General features: G+C 66.7%; 12 protein-coding genes. 7 read left to right on the forward strand and 5 right to left on the reverse strand.

Going from position 1 to position 15,700, the window contains the following annotated elements; all coding sequences use genetic code 11:
* Nucleotides 1–34: 34 nt before the first annotated feature.
* From CXQ96_RS14555 to CXQ96_RS14565, 3 genes are all read left to right on the forward strand, one after another.
* Nucleotides 35–2,857, forward strand: a complete 2,823-nt coding sequence (locus tag CXQ96_RS14555) for an RNA helicase (protein ID WP_104118739.1) — start codon at nucleotides 35–37, stop codon at nucleotides 2,855–2,857.
* Between the two features lie 47 nt (nucleotides 2,858–2,904).
* Complete coding sequence (locus CXQ96_RS14560) at nucleotides 2,905–4,545, forward strand: amidohydrolase (RefSeq protein ID WP_104118740.1); 1,641 nt, start codon at nucleotides 2,905–2,907, stop codon at nucleotides 4,543–4,545.
* A gap of 457 nt (nucleotides 4,546–5,002) precedes the next feature.
* Complete coding sequence (locus CXQ96_RS14565; protein ID WP_104118741.1) at nucleotides 5,003–5,728, forward strand: polyprenol monophosphomannose synthase; 726 nt, start codon at nucleotides 5,003–5,005, stop codon at nucleotides 5,726–5,728.
* A 63-nt stretch (nucleotides 5,729–5,791) separates the two neighbouring features.
* Here CXQ96_RS14565 and CXQ96_RS14570 read toward each other — a convergent pair whose 3' ends face one another.
* The 4 genes from CXQ96_RS14570 to CXQ96_RS14585 form a co-directional block, all read right to left on the reverse strand.
* The gene (locus tag CXQ96_RS14570; protein ID WP_104051092.1) at nucleotides 5,792–6,139 is read right to left on the reverse strand and encodes an RNA polymerase-binding protein RbpA; all 348 of its coding nucleotides are present in this window, start codon (nucleotides 6,137–6,139) and stop codon (nucleotides 5,792–5,794) included.
* Between the two features lie 317 nt (nucleotides 6,140–6,456).
* Nucleotides 6,457–7,389 carry an SPFH domain-containing protein gene (locus tag CXQ96_RS14575; RefSeq protein WP_104118742.1) on the reverse strand — a complete coding sequence of 311 codons (933 nt, stop codon included), beginning with the start codon at nucleotides 7,387–7,389 and terminating at the stop codon, nucleotides 6,457–6,459.
* Nucleotides 7,390–7,454: 65 nt separating this feature from the next.
* A complete protein-coding gene (locus CXQ96_RS14580) occupies nucleotides 7,455–7,931 on the reverse strand; it encodes an NfeD family protein (protein ID WP_104118743.1) in 477 nt (158 codons plus the stop codon).
* Between the two features lie 154 nt (nucleotides 7,932–8,085).
* Nucleotides 8,086–8,922, reverse strand: coding sequence for a putative RNA methyltransferase (locus CXQ96_RS14585; RefSeq protein ID WP_104118744.1), 837 nt, complete (start codon nucleotides 8,920–8,922; stop codon nucleotides 8,086–8,088).
* 68 nt (nucleotides 8,923–8,990) lie between these two features.
* Between CXQ96_RS14585 and CXQ96_RS14590 the strand changes: the two genes are divergently transcribed.
* The gene (locus CXQ96_RS14590) at nucleotides 8,991–11,033 is read left to right on the forward strand and encodes a S9 family peptidase (RefSeq protein ID WP_104118745.1); all 2,043 of its coding nucleotides are present in this window, start codon (nucleotides 8,991–8,993) and stop codon (nucleotides 11,031–11,033) included.
* A gap of 21 nt (nucleotides 11,034–11,054) precedes the next feature.
* On the opposite strand, the gene CXQ96_RS14595 is transcribed toward CXQ96_RS14590, so the two are convergent.
* Entirely contained in the window at nucleotides 11,055–11,711 is a 657-nt protein-coding gene (locus CXQ96_RS14595; protein WP_104118746.1) for a peptide deformylase, read from the reverse strand.
* Nucleotides 11,712–11,877: 166 nt separating this feature from the next.
* On the opposite strand from CXQ96_RS14595, the gene CXQ96_RS14600 reads away from it, so the two are divergent.
* The 3 genes from CXQ96_RS14600 (at nucleotide 11,878) to CXQ96_RS14610 (ending at nucleotide 15,536) form a co-directional block, all read left to right on the forward strand.
* Nucleotides 11,878–14,265 carry an excinuclease ABC subunit UvrA gene (locus CXQ96_RS14600; protein ID WP_104118747.1) on the forward strand — a complete coding sequence of 796 codons (2,388 nt, stop codon included), beginning with the start codon at nucleotides 11,878–11,880 and terminating at the stop codon, nucleotides 14,263–14,265.
* A 238-nt stretch (nucleotides 14,266–14,503) separates the two neighbouring features.
* Nucleotides 14,504–14,953: a hypothetical protein gene (locus CXQ96_RS14605; protein ID WP_104118748.1), complete on the forward strand. Its 450-nt coding sequence runs from the start codon at nucleotides 14,504–14,506 to the stop codon at nucleotides 14,951–14,953.
* Between the two features lie 28 nt (nucleotides 14,954–14,981).
* Nucleotides 14,982–15,536 (forward strand): PadR family transcriptional regulator, encoded by a 555-nt coding sequence (locus tag CXQ96_RS14610; RefSeq protein WP_104118749.1) that lies wholly within the window; start codon nucleotides 14,982–14,984, stop codon nucleotides 15,534–15,536.
* The last annotated feature ends 164 nt before the right edge of the window (nucleotides 15,537–15,700 follow it).

A 15,700-nucleotide genomic window follows, 5' to 3' on the forward strand; every position in this document is an offset into this window, starting at 1 on the left:
TGCCCAGCTGCGGGTGAGCGTCTAGGGTGGAATGATGAGCACCCCCGCGGAGAGATACGCAGCTGCAAAGGCCCGCACGGAGCACTCCAGGACACAGCTGTTCCATTTCGAGCAGACCCTGGAGTTCGACCTCGATCCCTTCCAGCGGGAGGCGTGCACGGCGCTCGAGGCCGGTAGGGGAGTACTGGTCGCTGCGCCGACCGGCGCAGGCAAGACTGTGGTCGGGGAATTCGCGGTCTTCCTGGCCCTGCAGCACGGGCTGAAGGCGTTCTACACCACGCCGATCAAGGCGCTCAGCAACCAGAAGTACTCGGAACTCGCCTCCGTGCACGGCAACGACCGCGTGGGACTGCTGACCGGTGACACGAGTATCAACCCGGACGCCGACGTCATCGTGATGACCACCGAGGTACTGCGCAACATGCTGTATGCGAACTCGGACGCCCTCGACAACCTCGGTTACGTGGTGATGGACGAGGTGCACTACCTGGCGGACCGTTTCCGCGGTGCGGTGTGGGAGGAGGTGATCATCCACCTGCCGACCGAGGTCAAGGTGGTATCCCTCAGTGCAACCGTCTCCAATGCCGAGGAGTTCGGTGCGTGGCTGGACACCGTGCGCGGCGACACGGACGTCGTCGTCTCCGAACACCGCCCCGTTCCGCTCTGGCAGCACGTCATGGTCGGCCAGAACCTCATCGACCTGTTCGCCGGCGATGTCGCCTTCGACGAAGCAGCGCCCGCGGGGGCGGAAGCCGGCGCCCGCGACCAGTACGACGTCAACCCGGAGCTGCTCGAGCTCGCCAGCAACGAGATACGCCTGAACCAGCGTGCAGGCTGGGGCACCGCCGGACGCCGCGGCAAGCCGCGCAACGGTCGCGGCGGTCCGCCCCAGACGACGGCGGTGCGGCGCGCGACCCGGCCACAGGTGATCAGCGCGCTCGACCGGTCGGACCTGCTGCCGGCCATCACCTTCATCTTCTCGCGTGCGGGGTGCGAGGCAGCCGTGACGCAGTGCCTCAACGCAGGTCTGTGGCTCACCAGCGAGGACGAACGGGACGAGATCAGCGAGACGATCGACGCCGCCACGATGGACATCCCACGAGACGACCTCGAGATCCTCGGGTTCTGGACCTGGCGGGAGGGCCTCATCCGCGGGTTCACCGCTCACCATGCCGGTATGCTGCCGACCTTCAAGGAGATCGTCGAGCGCCTGTTCGCCGGCGGCCTGGTGAAGGCGGTCTTCGCGACCGAGACACTCGCGCTCGGCGTCAACATGCCCGCCCGCACGGTCGTGCTGGAGAAGCTCGACAAGTTCAACGGTGAAGCGCACGTGAACGTCACCGCGGGAGAGTACACGCAGCTGACCGGCCGAGCAGGTCGGCGCGGCATCGACGTCGAGGGCCACGCCGTCGTCCTCTGGCAGCCCGGAACCGATCCCGGCGCGGTCGCCGGCCTGGCGTCTCGCCGGACCTACCCGCTGAATTCCAGCTTCCGCCCCACGTACAACATGAGTATCAACCTCATGGCACAGTTCGGGCAGGAGCGGTCGCGGGAGATCCTCGAGACATCCTTCGCGCAGTTCCAGGCCGACCGCTCCGTCGTCGGCCTGGCGAAGCAGGTTCGCAGCCGCGAGGAATCGCTCAAGGGCTACGAGAAGTCCATGACGTGCCATCTCGGCGACTTCCGCGAGTACGCGAACCTGCGCCGGGAGCTCTCCGACCTCGAGTCGAGGGCGACTCGGGACAGGTCACGGACGCTGCGGTCGGCGGCCGAGTCCTCCCTGGAGTCCCTGCGGCCCGGCGACGTCATCGACGTGCCGGGCGGCCGGAGTCAGGGGTACGCCGTCGTGCTGGACAGCGATACGTCGCGTGAGCCCCGCCCTACCGTCCTCACACTGGAGACCCAGATCCGCCGTGTCGGTGTGCAGGACCTCGACGGTCCGGTCGAGGTCCTCTCCCGCATCAGGATTCCGAAGCATTTCAGTGCCCGCAGCCCCAAGGACCGCCGTGACCTCACGTCGTCGCTGCGCAACGCGCTCGACGAGCATCGGCCGCCGCGTCGTGGCGCCGATCGTGTAGCCGCCGGCTATTCCGCGTCGGCAGCAGCGGAGGAACGCGCCATCACCGAGCTCCGGCGCCGGCTGAGGGCACACCCGTGCCACGGCTGCAGCGAGCGCGAGCAGCACGCCCGGTGGGCCGAGCGCTGGTGGAAGCTGCGCAGGGAGACCGACAAGCTCGCGGGCCAGATCCGCGGACGGACCAATACCATCGCCAAGACGTTCGATCGCGTCTCGGAAGTCCTCGGCCACTACGGCTACCTCGAGTACACCGACGGCGGCGTGTTCGTCAGTGCATCCGGTCAGAAGCTCCGACGGATCTATGGGGAGAAGGATCTCCTCATAGCGCTGTGCATCGAGGAAGGTGCGTTCAGCGACCTCGACGCGGCGGAACTCGCGGCGCTGACCACTGTCCTGGTCTACCAGGCCAAACGCGAGGAGCGCGGCGTGCGGCCGGTGATGCCGAGCGTTTCGCTGGAGGGTTCCGTCGAGACGATCATCCGGCAGTGGTCGCAGCTCAACGACGTCGAGGAGCAGCACCGACTCCCCGTCACGGGTGAGCCGGAGCTCTCGCTCGTCTGGCCGATGTTCAAGTGGGCTCAGGGCCGGTCCCTGCAGGCGGCACTGAGCGGAACCGAACTGGCAGCCGGAGATTTCGTGCGGTGGTCCAAGCAGGTGATCGACCTGCTGGACCAGCTCGCCAAGGTGCCCGACCTGCCCGAGGGTCTGCACCAGACGTGTGTGCGCGCCATCAAGCTGGTTCGACGTGGCGTGGTGGCATACTCGAACATCAGTGAGTAAAGCCCGTCCCGGGCCCCGCCGATGACAGAAAGCCGCCGAGCATCCCCATGCCCACCCCTGAAGACCCGACTACCGTCCTGTATCGCAACGGGTCCGTCTACAGCCCCGCCGATCCCTTCGCGACTGCAATGCTCATCGACCGAGGTGTGGTGGCATGGGTGGGTTCGGAGCACGCGGCCGCGAACCTCACCGGCCCCGGCGTGCGGACGGTCGACCTCGATGGGGCGCTGATCACTCCGGGGTTCGTCGACGCCCACGCGCATACCACCGAGACGGGCATCGCCCTCGGATCGATCGACCTGACTGCCTGCCGGTCCCTCGGGGAGCTGCTACAGGCCGTAGGGGATGCAGCGGCCTCGGGGGCCTCCACGATCCTCGGGTTCGGCTGGGACGAGTCCCAGTGGCCGGAGAAGCGCGTACCGACTGCCGCCGAGCTCGACCGTGCCGGGGACGGCGCGCTCGTCTACCTCGTTCGCGCCGACATCCACTCGGCTGTCGTGTCCGGTTCGCTGGCAGCGGGGCTGGGTCTGGCCGGCGTGGACGGGTGGTCGGACGGCTTCGTCGTCCGAGCAGCCCACGAAGCCGCGCGAAGGGCCACGCGGAGCCTGACGCCGGACCAGCGCCGCAGTTACCAGCACGCGGCGCTCCTTCATGCGGCATCCCGGGGGTACGTCGCCGTCACGGAGATGGCCGCACCTCATATCGCGCCGCGTGAGGACCTCGAGTCACTGCTCTCCATCGACGGCTCTGCCGGGGATGTTCCCCTTCCCGAGGTCATTCCCTACTGGGCGCAGCTGACCCGGACGCGTGAGGACGTCCGCGGCTTCATGGAGGGCTTCGGAGGTCGACTGGCCGGCCTCGCCGGTGACCTCAACGTCGACGGTTCCATCGGATCGCGCACGGCGGCCCTCCGTGCGCCCTACAGCGACGATCCCCGTTCCACGGGCACGCTCTACCTGAGCGAGGACGACGTCGCCGCGCACCTGCTCGCAACCACGGCGGAGACTGTCCAGGCGGGTTTCCACGTCATAGGGGACGCGGGTCTCGACGTCGTGCTGCGGGGGCTCGAAGCGACGGCTGCGGAGCTCGGGATCGAAGAAGTCCGCAGGGCTCGACACCGTCTGGAGCACGTCGAGCTCGCCGACGACGCGGCGATCGGTGCCCTGGTGCACTATGGCGTCGCAGTCAGCGGCCAGCCCGTGTTCGATGCCCTCTGGGGCCATGACGGCGGCTTGTACGACCAGCGGCTGGGGGAGCGGCGCTCGGGCATGAATCGGTTCGCGTCGCTTCTGTCCGCAGGTGTCCTCGTGGCGCTTGGTTCGGACAGCCCGGTCACCCCGCTCGATCCCTGGGCCTCGGTCCGCGCCTGCTTGCAGCACAGCAACCCCGCCGAGAACATCTCGGCGCGTGCGGCCTTCATCGCCCATACGCGGGCCAGCTGGAGACTCTCCGGTCGCAGCCCGATGATGGGTCAGCTGGCACCGGGGGCGCCCGCGTCCTTCGCCGTCTGGAAGGTCGATGAGCTCATGGTGCAGACGCCGGACAACCGCGTCCAGTCCTGGAGCACCGACCCACGTGCGGGCACGCCGCTGCTCCCCGCCCTCGATACCGAGAACGCCCCGCTGTGTCTCGAGACGGTTCACGACGGGCACCGTCTGTATGTCGCCGAGGGCTTCCTGGCCGCCTAGTCCGACGTCGTTTCCGCGGGTATTCCAGGACGTCCGCCACACCGTCCTGACCTGCGAAAAGAGGCGTTTGCGCAGGTCACAGCGCTGTTGACACCTCCTCCACAGCACGTAAGCTTTTGCCCTACGGGTTAGAGGATCTCCTGCGGGAGGAAACCTGGCCGGTCTCCGAGAGCGCAACGCATCGGCCTTCTTCAATGGCGCGCGTTGCCCGCCTGAACGGAACCGGTACTCAAAAGGGCAGGTCTGCGCGTCAGTAGAAAACGGTGTCGTGAAATGCGGAACCGGTACGAAGACGAGTGGACCTGCCCGAGTGCCGACCGACGCACGACACGCCCCGGCCCATGGAGCAGGACCGTCAAGAATGCCCTGCGGCCGTCGCCTATACTTGCACACTGGCTCCGCATACGGGGTCGGTCCCTGCGCGCGAGGCGCACCCCCGAAGGAAAGGTCCACCTGCGTGCGAGTCGTCACGATCATCCCTACCTACAACGAGATCGAGTCACTCCCGCTGACCCTCGCACGCCTCCGCGCTGCAGTTCCGGCCTCTGACGTCCTGATCGTGGACGACAACAGTCCCGATGGTACGGGCGACCTCGCAGACCGTGCGGCAGCCGACGACAGCCAGGTCCACGTGCTGCACCGCACCGGCAAGGAGGGGCTCGGTGCGGCCTATATCGCCGGGTTCCGTTGGGGTCTCGAACGGGACTATGACGTCCTGGTCGAGATGGACGCCGACGGCTCCCACAAGCCGGAACAACTGCAGCGCCTCCTTGATGCCGTGGACGGCGCAGACCTCGTCATCGGTAGCCGATGGGTCAGTGGCGGCAGTGTCGTCAACTGGCCGGCCCACCGGAAGCTCCTGTCACGCGCGGGCAGCACCTACTCGCGGCTCATGCTCGGACTCCCGGTTCGTGACATCACCGCAGGGTTCCGGGCCTTCCGCCGCTCCACCCTGGAGACCCTCGACCTCGCCGCCGTGGAATCCGTCGGCTACGGCTTCCAGGTGGACATGACCTTCAGGGTTGCCCGCCTGGGCCTCACCATCGTGGAAGTGCCGATCACCTTCGTTGAGCGCGAACTCGGCGCATCCAAGATGAGCGGAAACATCGTGGTGGAGGCCATCGCCAACGTCACGCGTTGGGGCCTCGCTGCACGCTGGCAGAAGCTCACGGAACGACACTGATCTTCTGCCTGCACGAAAGAAGGCACCCGCCGCGGCGGGTGCCCTCTTTCGTGCGGTGTGTTCTCAGGCGGAGCGGCGCTCACCGCGGCGCTCGCGCAAGATCGTGAGGCGATCCTGGAGAATCTGCTCGAGTTCCTCCACCGAGCGGCGCTCGAGGAGCATGTCCCAGTGGGTACGGACGGGCTTGTCGTTCGACGTGTCCGGCTTCTCGCCATCGACGAGGAGTGCTTCCTTACCGGTCTTCGACACCCAGGTCGCCGGGATCTCGGCTTCGGACGAGAAGGTCACGAAGACCCGCTCGCCGTCCTCGCACCGGTACTCGACGCGCTGCCGGGGGGCAGGCTCGACGCCCGACTCCGTTTCCATCGACTGCGCACCGAGGCGCATGCCGCGCAGGCTGCGATCGCTCATGATTTTCTCCTCATCACCTTGGCCGCCCGTAGGCGGGAGGCCGTTGCCGCTGTTCTTCACAGAAGTTCGCCGACGGTGCCGACGGCACCCCCGACCCCTCGATCGCCCGAGGGCGAAGGGGAAGCTGTTCGTATAACACCGAGCGCCGCGAAGATGTTCCTGCAAGCGGACGGTAAACAGCTAACTATACAGGTGTTCCGGCGGCGCCCTCGTTCGCGAAGCGGCTCTGTGCACCGGGTCCTGCTCGCGGCTTCCGGCGAAAGAAGGATGGCCGCCGTCGAGAAGTCGACGGCGGCCATCGTGACCCTTAACGGCGGTCAGGTACGCGATACCATCTCAGGCCCGTCAGAGGGGGAGTCCGGGGTGGTGGTTCCCAGTACATTGCCGATGCCCTTCAGCGCCTCGCCGACCTCGCTCGGAATGATCCACAGCTTGTTCGCCGAACCGTCAGCGAGCTTGGGGAGGGTCTGCAGGTACTGGTAGGCAAGCAGTTTCTGGGTCGGGTTCCCCTTGTGGATCGCGTCGAAAACCTTGTGGATCGCCTGCGCCTCGCCGTCTGCCCGGAGGATCGCTGCCTTCGCATCGCCCTCGGCAGCGAGGATGGCGGCCTGACGCTGCCCCTCCGCCGTCAGGATCTGCGACTGCTTCGTGCCTTCTGCCGTGAGGATGGCGGCGCGCCGGTCGCGCTCGGCCCGCATCTGCTTCTCCATCGAATCCTGGATCGACAGGGGAGGGTCGATGGCCTTCAGCTCCACACGGCCCACCCTGATACCCCAACGGCCTGTCGCTTCGTCGAGGACGCCGCGGAGCTGTCCGTTGATCTGGTCGCGGGAGGTGAGGGCCTCTTCCAGGTTCAGCCCGCCCACCACGTTCCTGAGGGTGGTGGTGGTCAACTGTTCGACCGCCTGGATGTAGTTCGCGATCTCATAAGTGGCAGCACGGGGATCGGTGACCTGGAAGTAGACCACCGTATCGATGGACACCACGAGGTTGTCCTCGGTGATCACAGGTTGGGGCGGGAAGGAAACCACCTGCTCGCGGAGGTCCAGCAGCGGGAGCAGCCTGTCGACGAACGGAATCAGGATGGTCAGTCCCGGGTTCAACGTCCGCTGGTACTTGCCGAGCCGCTCGACGACCCCCGCTCGCGCCTGCGGGATGATTCGGACGGACTTCACGAGTACGACCAGGACGAAGATGATGAGGACGATCAGGACCAGAGTGAGCCCGATCGTCCCGGCGTTGCCGTTCATGGATCCCCTTTGTTGTGGTGGTTGCATCCCGGGAGGCCGGGACCGGAGAAGGCAAGGCTAGACGTTCAGGCCTCGGCGACGGGAGAAGCTGGCGGGTCGAAAGCCGGCTCGACGACGGCGGTTGCACCGTCGATCCGTGCCACGGACAAGCGCGTCCCCGCGGGAAGTGCGGTCCCGGTGGAGGAACGCGCCGTCCAGGTGTCGCCACCGATCTTCACGGTGCCAGAGTGCGCGGTCACCGGCTCGAGAGCGAGGGCCGAAGCGCCGACCAGGCGGTCGATGTTGTTCAGTTGGTCTGCCGGCCCCTTCTTCAGGTGCTGCAGGGCGATTGGCCGGACAAGCAGGATCATGAGCAACGACACGGCAGCGAAGACGACGATCTGGAGGACCAGCCCTGCTCCCGCAAACGTCGCGACCAGGGCAGCAAGGGCCCCGACCGACAGCATGATGAAGAACAGGTCCAGCGTCAGGGTCTCCACTGCGGCCAACCCCAGGAACAGGACGAGCCACAGAACCCAGCCGTTCGCGAGCAACCATTCCATCGAGCATCCCCTCACGTCCCTGCCGCGTCGCGCGGCCGTTGCCTCCATCATGGCAAACGGGTCTGACATAACCTAGGGCGGCAGCTTGCCCGGCGTGCAGTTGTTATCCATCCGTGCCGTCAGCGCCGGCATCCTCGCTCGCCGTGCGCAGGGGTTACCCGCGCGTGAGCACCTGCACGGTGAAGCGGGCTGTGACGTCGAGGGGAGCGGAACTGCCGGTGGCCGTCGTCGTGGCCTCCGTACCCGCCGCGTGGTGCGCCGCCGGTCCCATGACCAGCGCGGAGCGGGCCAGATCCGGCGGAAGCTTCATCACGTTGTCGAGTTCCTCCCGCCCGGTCTCGACCAGGACGCCCCTGAAAGCCGCGAGGACGTCGTCGGCCTTCTGCGCGGGCACGGACAGCAACGGCCCCACCGCCTCTAGCCCGTCGAGGTGGCCCGGACGCGGGGTCACGACGACGACGCACCCCGTGGGTGCGAGCACACGGGCGAACTCCCCGGGATTCCTCGGCGCGAAGACGTTCAGCACCACATCCACCGAGCCGCTCGCGAGGGGAAGGGGCCGCCGGACGTCCCAGACCAGACTCGCTCCTCCCGGAAGGCAGCGTGCAGCTCGCCGCAGGGCGATCTTCGAGATGTCGAGTGCTACGGGAAACAGCCCCGGAACTGCCGTCATCAACCCTGCGAGGTAGTAGCCCGTGCCAGCACCGGCATCCAGGGCGACAGCGGGAGTCGGCGCGTGACGCAGGGCGGCCTGGACGACCGCGGTGCGCAGCGGCGTGTAGTGGCCCGAGCCGAGGAACGCCTCCCGGGCATCGACCATGGCGGCGGTGTCCCCCTCGAACGGCGAGCCCTTCCCCGTCAGCAGATTGAAGTAGCCCTGGCGTGCCGCGTCGAAGCGGTGCCCGTGGTCGCACGCGAGCGTGCGACGGATCAGGTGCAGCGGTTGTCCGCAGACAGGGCAGGTGAGGAGCTGGTCGGGGAGATCGGGCATCGTTCCATCCTAGGGAGACAGCGGTGCCCACCGTTGACGCAGGCCACTATTTCAGGTTCAGTCGAGGGGTGAAACCAGACCAGATCGACCTTCTGACCACCACCGGTACGCCGACCCTGCATCCGGATGGCTCCCGCCTGGTGGTGGCCGCGACCCGTCCCGACTTCCGTGCCGATTCCTATGTCGGGCAGCTATGGGAGGTGACGCTCGAGGGCGCACGACGACGGCTGACGCGCGGCTTCCGCGACACCGCCCCCCGCTATTCGCCCGATGGAGAGCTGCTCCTCTTCCTTCGTGCAGCGCCCGGCGGGAAGCCCCAGCTGTTCGTGGTGCGCGCCACGGGTGGGGAGCCGGTCCAACTGACGGACCAGCCCCTCGGCGTCTCCCGGTTCGACGTGGCACCCGACTCGCGGACGGTCGTCTTCGCTGCACGGGTGCCCGAGCCCGGGCGGTACGGCACGCTCGACGGGGTGGGCGCCGGCCTCGAGGACCCGCGCCTCATCACGCAGTACAAGTACCGGATGAACGGCCTCGGTTACACGACGGACAAGCGCTCACAGCTGTTCACCGTGGACGTTCCGGACCTCGACGCCGAGCCCTGGATCGAGGCCGTCGGCAGGCTGAAGCAGGAGCGCGTGGACGGACCCGGGGCACTCGAGGAGCAAGGCGCGGTGCCGCGCGCCACCCAGGTGACGACAGCCGATGCGGACCACCTCGAGCCCGCCTTCTCCGCAGACGGCATGCGGATCTTCTTCACAGCGGCCCTGGCGCGCGACGCCGACTCGACGCTCGTCTCCGATATCCATTCGATAGCACTCGACGGCGGCGACCAGCGCCAATTGACGAACCTGTCCGGGGGCACCCGCCTCGGGTGCAGCGCCCCGAGTCCCAGCGCCGACGGCTCCTGGCTGTTCTTCCTGGCCACCGACCTGTCACCGTCCGGCGTGGATTTCGTGGCCCGCAGCACGGCCCTGTACGCCGCTCCGATGAACGATCCGCAGGCCCTGCGGCGCCTGAGCGACCCCGGCACCGTCGATCTGGGTGATGTCCAGGACATCGTCCGTGACTCCGGCGACGCCGTCCTCGTCTTCAACCGTTCGCGAGGCATGGGCGAGCTGCTCCGCTTCTCGGCGACGGGGGAGTCGGAGACACTCGTCACCGGCCCCACTGTCGTCACGGGAGCCGCGTCGGCGGGAGGCGCGGTGGTCGTCACCTACACGGATCCTTCGACGACCGGCGACGTCGCCGTCGTCGACCGGGCGGCGCTACGCCCGCTCACGGACTTCTCCGCTGCGCTCCGCGCCCGTACACGCGTCGGGGACATGCAGGAGCGCACCTACACAGCTCCGGATGGTGCCTCCGTGCATGGCTGGGTCGTGTTGCCAGAGGGTGACGGACCGCATCCCGTGCTGCTCGTCATCCACGGAGGTCCCTTCGCCCAGTACGGCTGGGGGTACTTCGACGAAGCCCAGGTGTACGCCGCGGCGGGTTATGCGGTCCTGCTGTGCAATCCGCGCGGCTCCGCGGGGTATGGACCGGACCACGGTCGAAGCATCAAGGAGGCGATGGGCACGGTCGACCTCGACGACGTCCTGGCCTATCTCGACGGCGCGCTCGCCGAGTTCGAGGTCATGGACAACGAACGGCTCGGTGTCATGGGCGGCTCCTACGGTGGATATCTCACGGCATGGACGATCGCGCACGACCATCGGTTCCACGCCGCCATCGTCGAGCGCGGGTACCTCGACCCGCCGTCGTTCGTCGGATCGTCGGACATCGGCTGGTTCTTCTCCGAGCAGTACACCGGAACCGATCCTGCGCACGTCGAGCAGCAGAGTCCGTTCGCGAAGATCGGCAGCGTGAGGACACCGGCATTCGTCATTCATTCCGAGGAAGACCTCCGGTGTCCCATCGAGCAGGCCCAGCGGTACTACACCGCGCTCAAGAAGCAGGGCGTCGAAACGGAGTTGCTGGTGTTCCCGGGCGAGACCCACGAGCTGTCGAGGTCGGGTTCGCCGTGGCATCGCCGGCAGCGATTCGAGCACATCCTGCGCTGGTGGGCCAGGTACTTGCCGACCAGCGCCAACCAGCCGGACCCGGCTACCCGGTAAAAACGGCCCGACGGCGGGGCCTCAGAAGTCGAGGCCCCGCCGCGCGCCGTCGATGGAGGGTCCGGCCCAGCGTCCGGACTCGGCGTTGGAGGTGAGTGACCGAAGGATTGCGCGGTCGAGGTACAGCTGTCCGTTCAGGTGATCCGTCTCGTGCTGGACTATGCGTGCGGGCCAGCCGTCGAAGCGGTGCGTGACCGTGAGTCCGTCCGGCTGGGTGTAGGTGGCCGTGATGCTGTGGTGGCGCTCGACGACGGCCTGGTATCCGGGCACTGAAAGGCAGCCCTCGTAGAACGCGTCCAGACGGTCACCGGCCGCCTCGTACCGGGGATTGATGATCACGGTGAAGGGCAGGGGAGTGCGCGTGCGGGCTGCGGCGATCGCTGCATCCTGGACGCCCTGATCCTCGAGCACGGCGATGCGCAGGGGGATGCCGATCTGCGGCGCGGCGAGCCCGACACCCGGCGCCTCCTGCATGACGCGCCGCATCACCGCCACGAGGCGGCCCAGTGTTTCGTCGTCGAGCTGACCGTCGAAATGCTGCGCGGGTCGGCGAAGAACAGGATCGCCGGCAGTCACGATGGGCGGCACATCGCCGTCCAGGATGGCTTCGACCCTGCTCACGAGGTCGGTGGCGGACAGCCGATCGGGGAACTGGTTGCTTGAAGCATCGGCACTCATGGCTCCAGCAAAGCACAATCGCGGACAGGAACGCGCGAACGCCCCATTGCCGGTTGGAGCGCGACGACGGAGAATCGGACGTGCTGCGGAAGGCCTCGGACACGCCGTCGTCACCTGCACCACCACGCACCGGAGCTGAAGCGCCCGCCCAACTGATGGAGGCACCATGAGCATCGCAACGACGGACGCCGCACAGGGCGTGCAGCACGCAGCGGACAGGCACGACCTCATCCGGGTGCAGGGCGCGCGGGAGAACAACCTGAAGGACGTCTCGATCGACATCCCGAAGCGGAGGCTCTCGGTCTTCACCGGTGTTTCCGGTTCCGGCAAGAGCTCCCTGGTCTTCGATACCATCGCCGCGGAGTCGCAACGCATGATCAACGAGACCTACAGCGCGTTCCTGCAGGGATTCATGCCCACGCTGGCGCGGCCTGATGTGGACGTCCTCGAGGGCCTGACGACGGCGATCATCGTGGACCAGGAACGCATGGGCGCCAATCCGCGCTCCACCGTGGGTACCGCCACGGACGTGAATGCGATGCTCCGCATCGTGTTCTCGCGCCTGGGTCAGCCCTACGTCGGCTCACCGCAGGCTTTCTCGTTCAACGTCGCGTCCATCAGCGGAGCCGGTGCTGTCACCATGGAGCGGGGCGGCACCACGGTGAAGGAGCGCCGCAGCTTCACCATCACCGGCGGGATGTGCCCGCGATGCGAGGGCATGGGATCGGTGACCGATATCGACCTCACGCAGTTGTACGACGACTCCAAGTCGCTCAACGGCGGCGCCCTGACCATTCCCGGTTACAGCATGGACGGCTGGTACGGCCGGATCTTCGGCGGTTGCGGTTTCTTCGATGCCGACAAGCCCATCCGGAACTTCACCAAGCGCGAGTTGCAGGACCTCCTCTACAAGGAACCCACCAAGATCAAGGTGGACGGGATCAACATCACCTACGAGGGTCTTGTCCCCAAGATCCAGAAGTCGATGCTGTCGAAGGACCGAGAGGCGATGCAGCCTCATATCCGCGCGTTCGTCGACCGCGCCATCACCTTCACCACGTGTCCCGAGTGTGACGGCACCAGACTGAGCGCAGCCGCCCGGTCGTCGAAGATCGACGGCATCAGCATCGCCGACGCGTGCGCCCTGCAGATCAGCGACCTCGCAGCCTGGGTCCGGAACCTGCACGAGCCGTCGGTCGCACCGCTGCTGACCGCTCTGGGGGAGACCCTCGACTCGTTCGTCGAGATCGGGCTCGGCTATCTGAGCCTCGATCGCCCGTCCGGTACCCTGTCCGGCGGTGAGTCCCAGCGCACCAAGATGATCAGGCACCTCGGCTCATCGCTCACAGACATCACCTACGTATTCGACGAGCCCACCATCGGGTTGCATCCGCACGACATCCAGCGCATGAACGACCTTCTGCTGAGGCTCCGGGACAAGGGCAACACGGTGCTGGTGGTCGAACACAAGCCCGAGATGATCGCGATCGCCGACCACGTCGTCGACCTCGGTCCTGGTGCCGGAACCGAGGGCGGGACCGTCTGCTTCGAGGGCACCGTGGAGGGCCTGCGGAGCAGCGGTACGCTCACCGGCCGGCACCTCGACGACCGCGCGTCCTTCAAGAAGACCCTGCGCCCACGAAACGGCGTCCTGGAGATCAGGGGAGCCACCTCGCACAACGTGCGCGACGTCGACGTCGACATCCCACTCGGGGTCCTGTGCGTGGTCACGGGCGTGGCCGGCTCGGGGAAGAGCTCCCTGATCCATGGATCCGTATCGCGTCGGGATGGCGTCGTCGCGGTGGACCAGACAGCGATCAAGGGATCACGCCGCAGCAATCCGGCGACCTACACCGGGATGCTCGAGCCGATCCGGAAGGCGTTCGCCAAGGCCAACGGCGTCAAGCCGGCCCTGTTCAGCGCCAATTCGGCGGGTGCGTGCCCCACGTGCAACGGGGCCGGTGTCATCTTCTCTGATCTCGCCATGATGGCCGGCGTCGCGACGCCGTGCGAGGTGTGTGGTGGCAAGCGATTTCTCGCCGAGGTGCTCGAGTACAGGCTCGGAGGAAAGGACATCAGCGAGGTCCTCGCGATGCCCGTCACGGAAGCACTGGCATTCTTCCGCGCGGGCGATGAGAAAGTACCCGCAGCCCATGCAATCCTGGGCAGACTCTCCGATGTCGGTCTCGGCTACCTGAGCCTCGGCCAGCCGCTGACGACGCTGTCCGGCGGCGAACGGCAACGCCTGAAGCTGGCGACGTACATGGGGGAGAAGGGAGGCGTCCTCGTGCTGGACGAGCCGACGGCCGGCCTGCATCTCGCCGACGTCGAGAATCTACTCGGGTTGCTGGACCGGTTGGTCGATGCCGGCAAGTCGGTGATCGTCATCGAGCACCACCAAGCCGTCATGGCGCACGCCGACTGGATCATCGACATCGGACCCGGCGCCGGGCATGACGGCGGCCGAATCGTCTTCGAAGGAACGCCGGCTGATCTCGCTGCGACCAGGGCAACGCTGACGGGACGGCACCTGGCGGACTACGTCGGGGTCTGAACGCCTCCTGACGGTGTGCCTTGAGTGGCGGTTTGCCTCGAGGTGGCCGCCCTTTCACTCTCCAATGAGGATCGCCGGTAGCGAACCACGCCGCCTCGAGGTGTTGCCCTGACCCCATAGCGCCTTCGAGCCTGCGTCGACGGACGGGACCCGTGCGCAAGCTGGAACATCGTGTATCTAGAAGATATAGTCGGTCCTATGGTGTGAAATGTGCACACCGAATACACAAGGAGCCCAGATGAACCGATCACCGTTCGTGGACCACCCGCCCGCAAGTACGGCTGGAAAAGTTGCCGCGTCCCTCTTCGTGGTCGTGGCAGCCTTCCTCATGGCACTGGCAGCCGGCGCACCCTGGGGCGCGGCGGCTCAGGGAGGATCGAACCCCGGTGTGCTTCCTGGTGCGCTCCGGGTGGGCAGTGGCGTCCAGGGGGTCGTCTATCTTCTGCTCGCTGGCGTCGCCGGCACGCGGTGGGCCGGCATCACGGTTCGTCGACGCGTGCTGCACGCTGCGGCCGCCCTGATGGTGATCGGAGCCATGATGAACGTCGCATCGCCGTCGTTACTGGAGCGGATGCTCTGGGTGCCGGTAACGGTCGCCCTGGTCATCGCCCTGTGGCGCGCCGCTCGCGACGAGTCATTATCCAGCGGGTCACGCGTGCAGATCGGCCATGCACGCCGCGCTGCCTGAACTCTGACGCAGGAAGGATGGGATAGCTATGCCACGGTCCGACCAGTCGCGAACCGCCATACTGGGCGCCCTCAGCATCATGCCGATGACGGGGTATGCGTTGAGGGAGGAAATCAGGGATACCCTGGGCCACTTCTGGAGCGAAAGCTTCGGTCAGATCTACCCGACCCTGGGTGCGCTCGAGCGGGATGGGCTGGTCGAGCGACGCGAGGTGGACGGGTCGCGCTCGGGACTCTTCAGTATCACCGACGCGGGAATCGCACGACTCCATGAATTGCTCGCTGAGGACCCGCAAATGCCCAAGCCGCGGAACGGACTCATGCTCCGGCTGTTCTTCGGCGCTCAACTCGGGCCTGAAGCATGTATGCAGCTCGTTCTACAGGCTCGCGAGCAAGCCGAACAGGTCATAGCCCAGCTGTCGGCATCACGTTCCGAAATTGCTCACGACCCGAATCTGGCGCACGCTGCTCCCTACATCCTCCTCACGATATCTGCTGGCGAGTCATCAGCCCGCGCAACCATCGCTTGGGCGAACGAGACGCTCGCTCAACTCGCCGACCTCCAGGCGGCGCAGGGTAACTGAACGACGTATTGAACGACGTACGCAGCTCGACGGCGCCGCTCTCGAGGCGTCTCATCCAATCGCCGATAATCTACATTATGTAAAGTAGAACGGTGATTATTGCATCTGATGCATGATCGCCCGTCCTCTGCCCGCAACTCGCCGCCACGTGGTCATCAATCATC

It is taken from the genome of Arthrobacter sp. B1805, assembly GCF_002929745.1.
In the GTDB taxonomy this organism is placed as follows: domain Bacteria; phylum Actinomycetota; class Actinomycetes; order Actinomycetales; family Micrococcaceae; genus Arthrobacter_D.

Excerpts from the sequence above, each read along its gene's own strand:
- CXQ96_RS14600 (WP_104118747.1), top strand. The coding sequence starts at position 11,878 with ATGAGCATCGCAACGACGGACGCCGCACAGGGCGTGCAGCACGCAGCG.
- CXQ96_RS14580 (WP_104118743.1), bottom strand. The coding sequence starts at position 7,931 with ATGGAATGGTTGCTCGCGAACGGCTGGGTTCTGTGGCTCGTCCTGTTC.
- CXQ96_RS14605 (WP_104118748.1), top strand. The coding sequence starts at position 14,504 with ATGAACCGATCACCGTTCGTGGACCACCCGCCCGCAAGTACGGCTGGA.
- CXQ96_RS14610 (WP_104118749.1), top strand. The coding sequence starts at position 14,982 with ATGCCACGGTCCGACCAGTCGCGAACCGCCATACTGGGCGCCCTCAGC.
- CXQ96_RS14575 (WP_104118742.1), bottom strand. The coding sequence starts at position 7,389 with ATGAACGGCAACGCCGGGACGATCGGGCTCACTCTGGTCCTGATCGTC.
- CXQ96_RS14585 (WP_104118744.1), bottom strand. The coding sequence starts at position 8,922 with ATGCCCGATCTCCCCGACCAGCTCCTCACCTGCCCTGTCTGCGGACAA.
- CXQ96_RS14560 (WP_104118740.1), top strand. The coding sequence starts at position 2,905 with ATGCCCACCCCTGAAGACCCGACTACCGTCCTGTATCGCAACGGGTCC.
- CXQ96_RS14555 (WP_104118739.1), top strand. The coding sequence starts at position 35 with ATGAGCACCCCCGCGGAGAGATACGCAGCTGCAAAGGCCCGCACGGAG.
- CXQ96_RS14570 (WP_104051092.1), bottom strand. The coding sequence starts at position 6,139 with ATGAGCGATCGCAGCCTGCGCGGCATGCGCCTCGGTGCGCAGTCGATG.
- CXQ96_RS14595 (WP_104118746.1), bottom strand. The coding sequence starts at position 11,711 with ATGAGTGCCGATGCTTCAAGCAACCAGTTCCCCGATCGGCTGTCCGCC.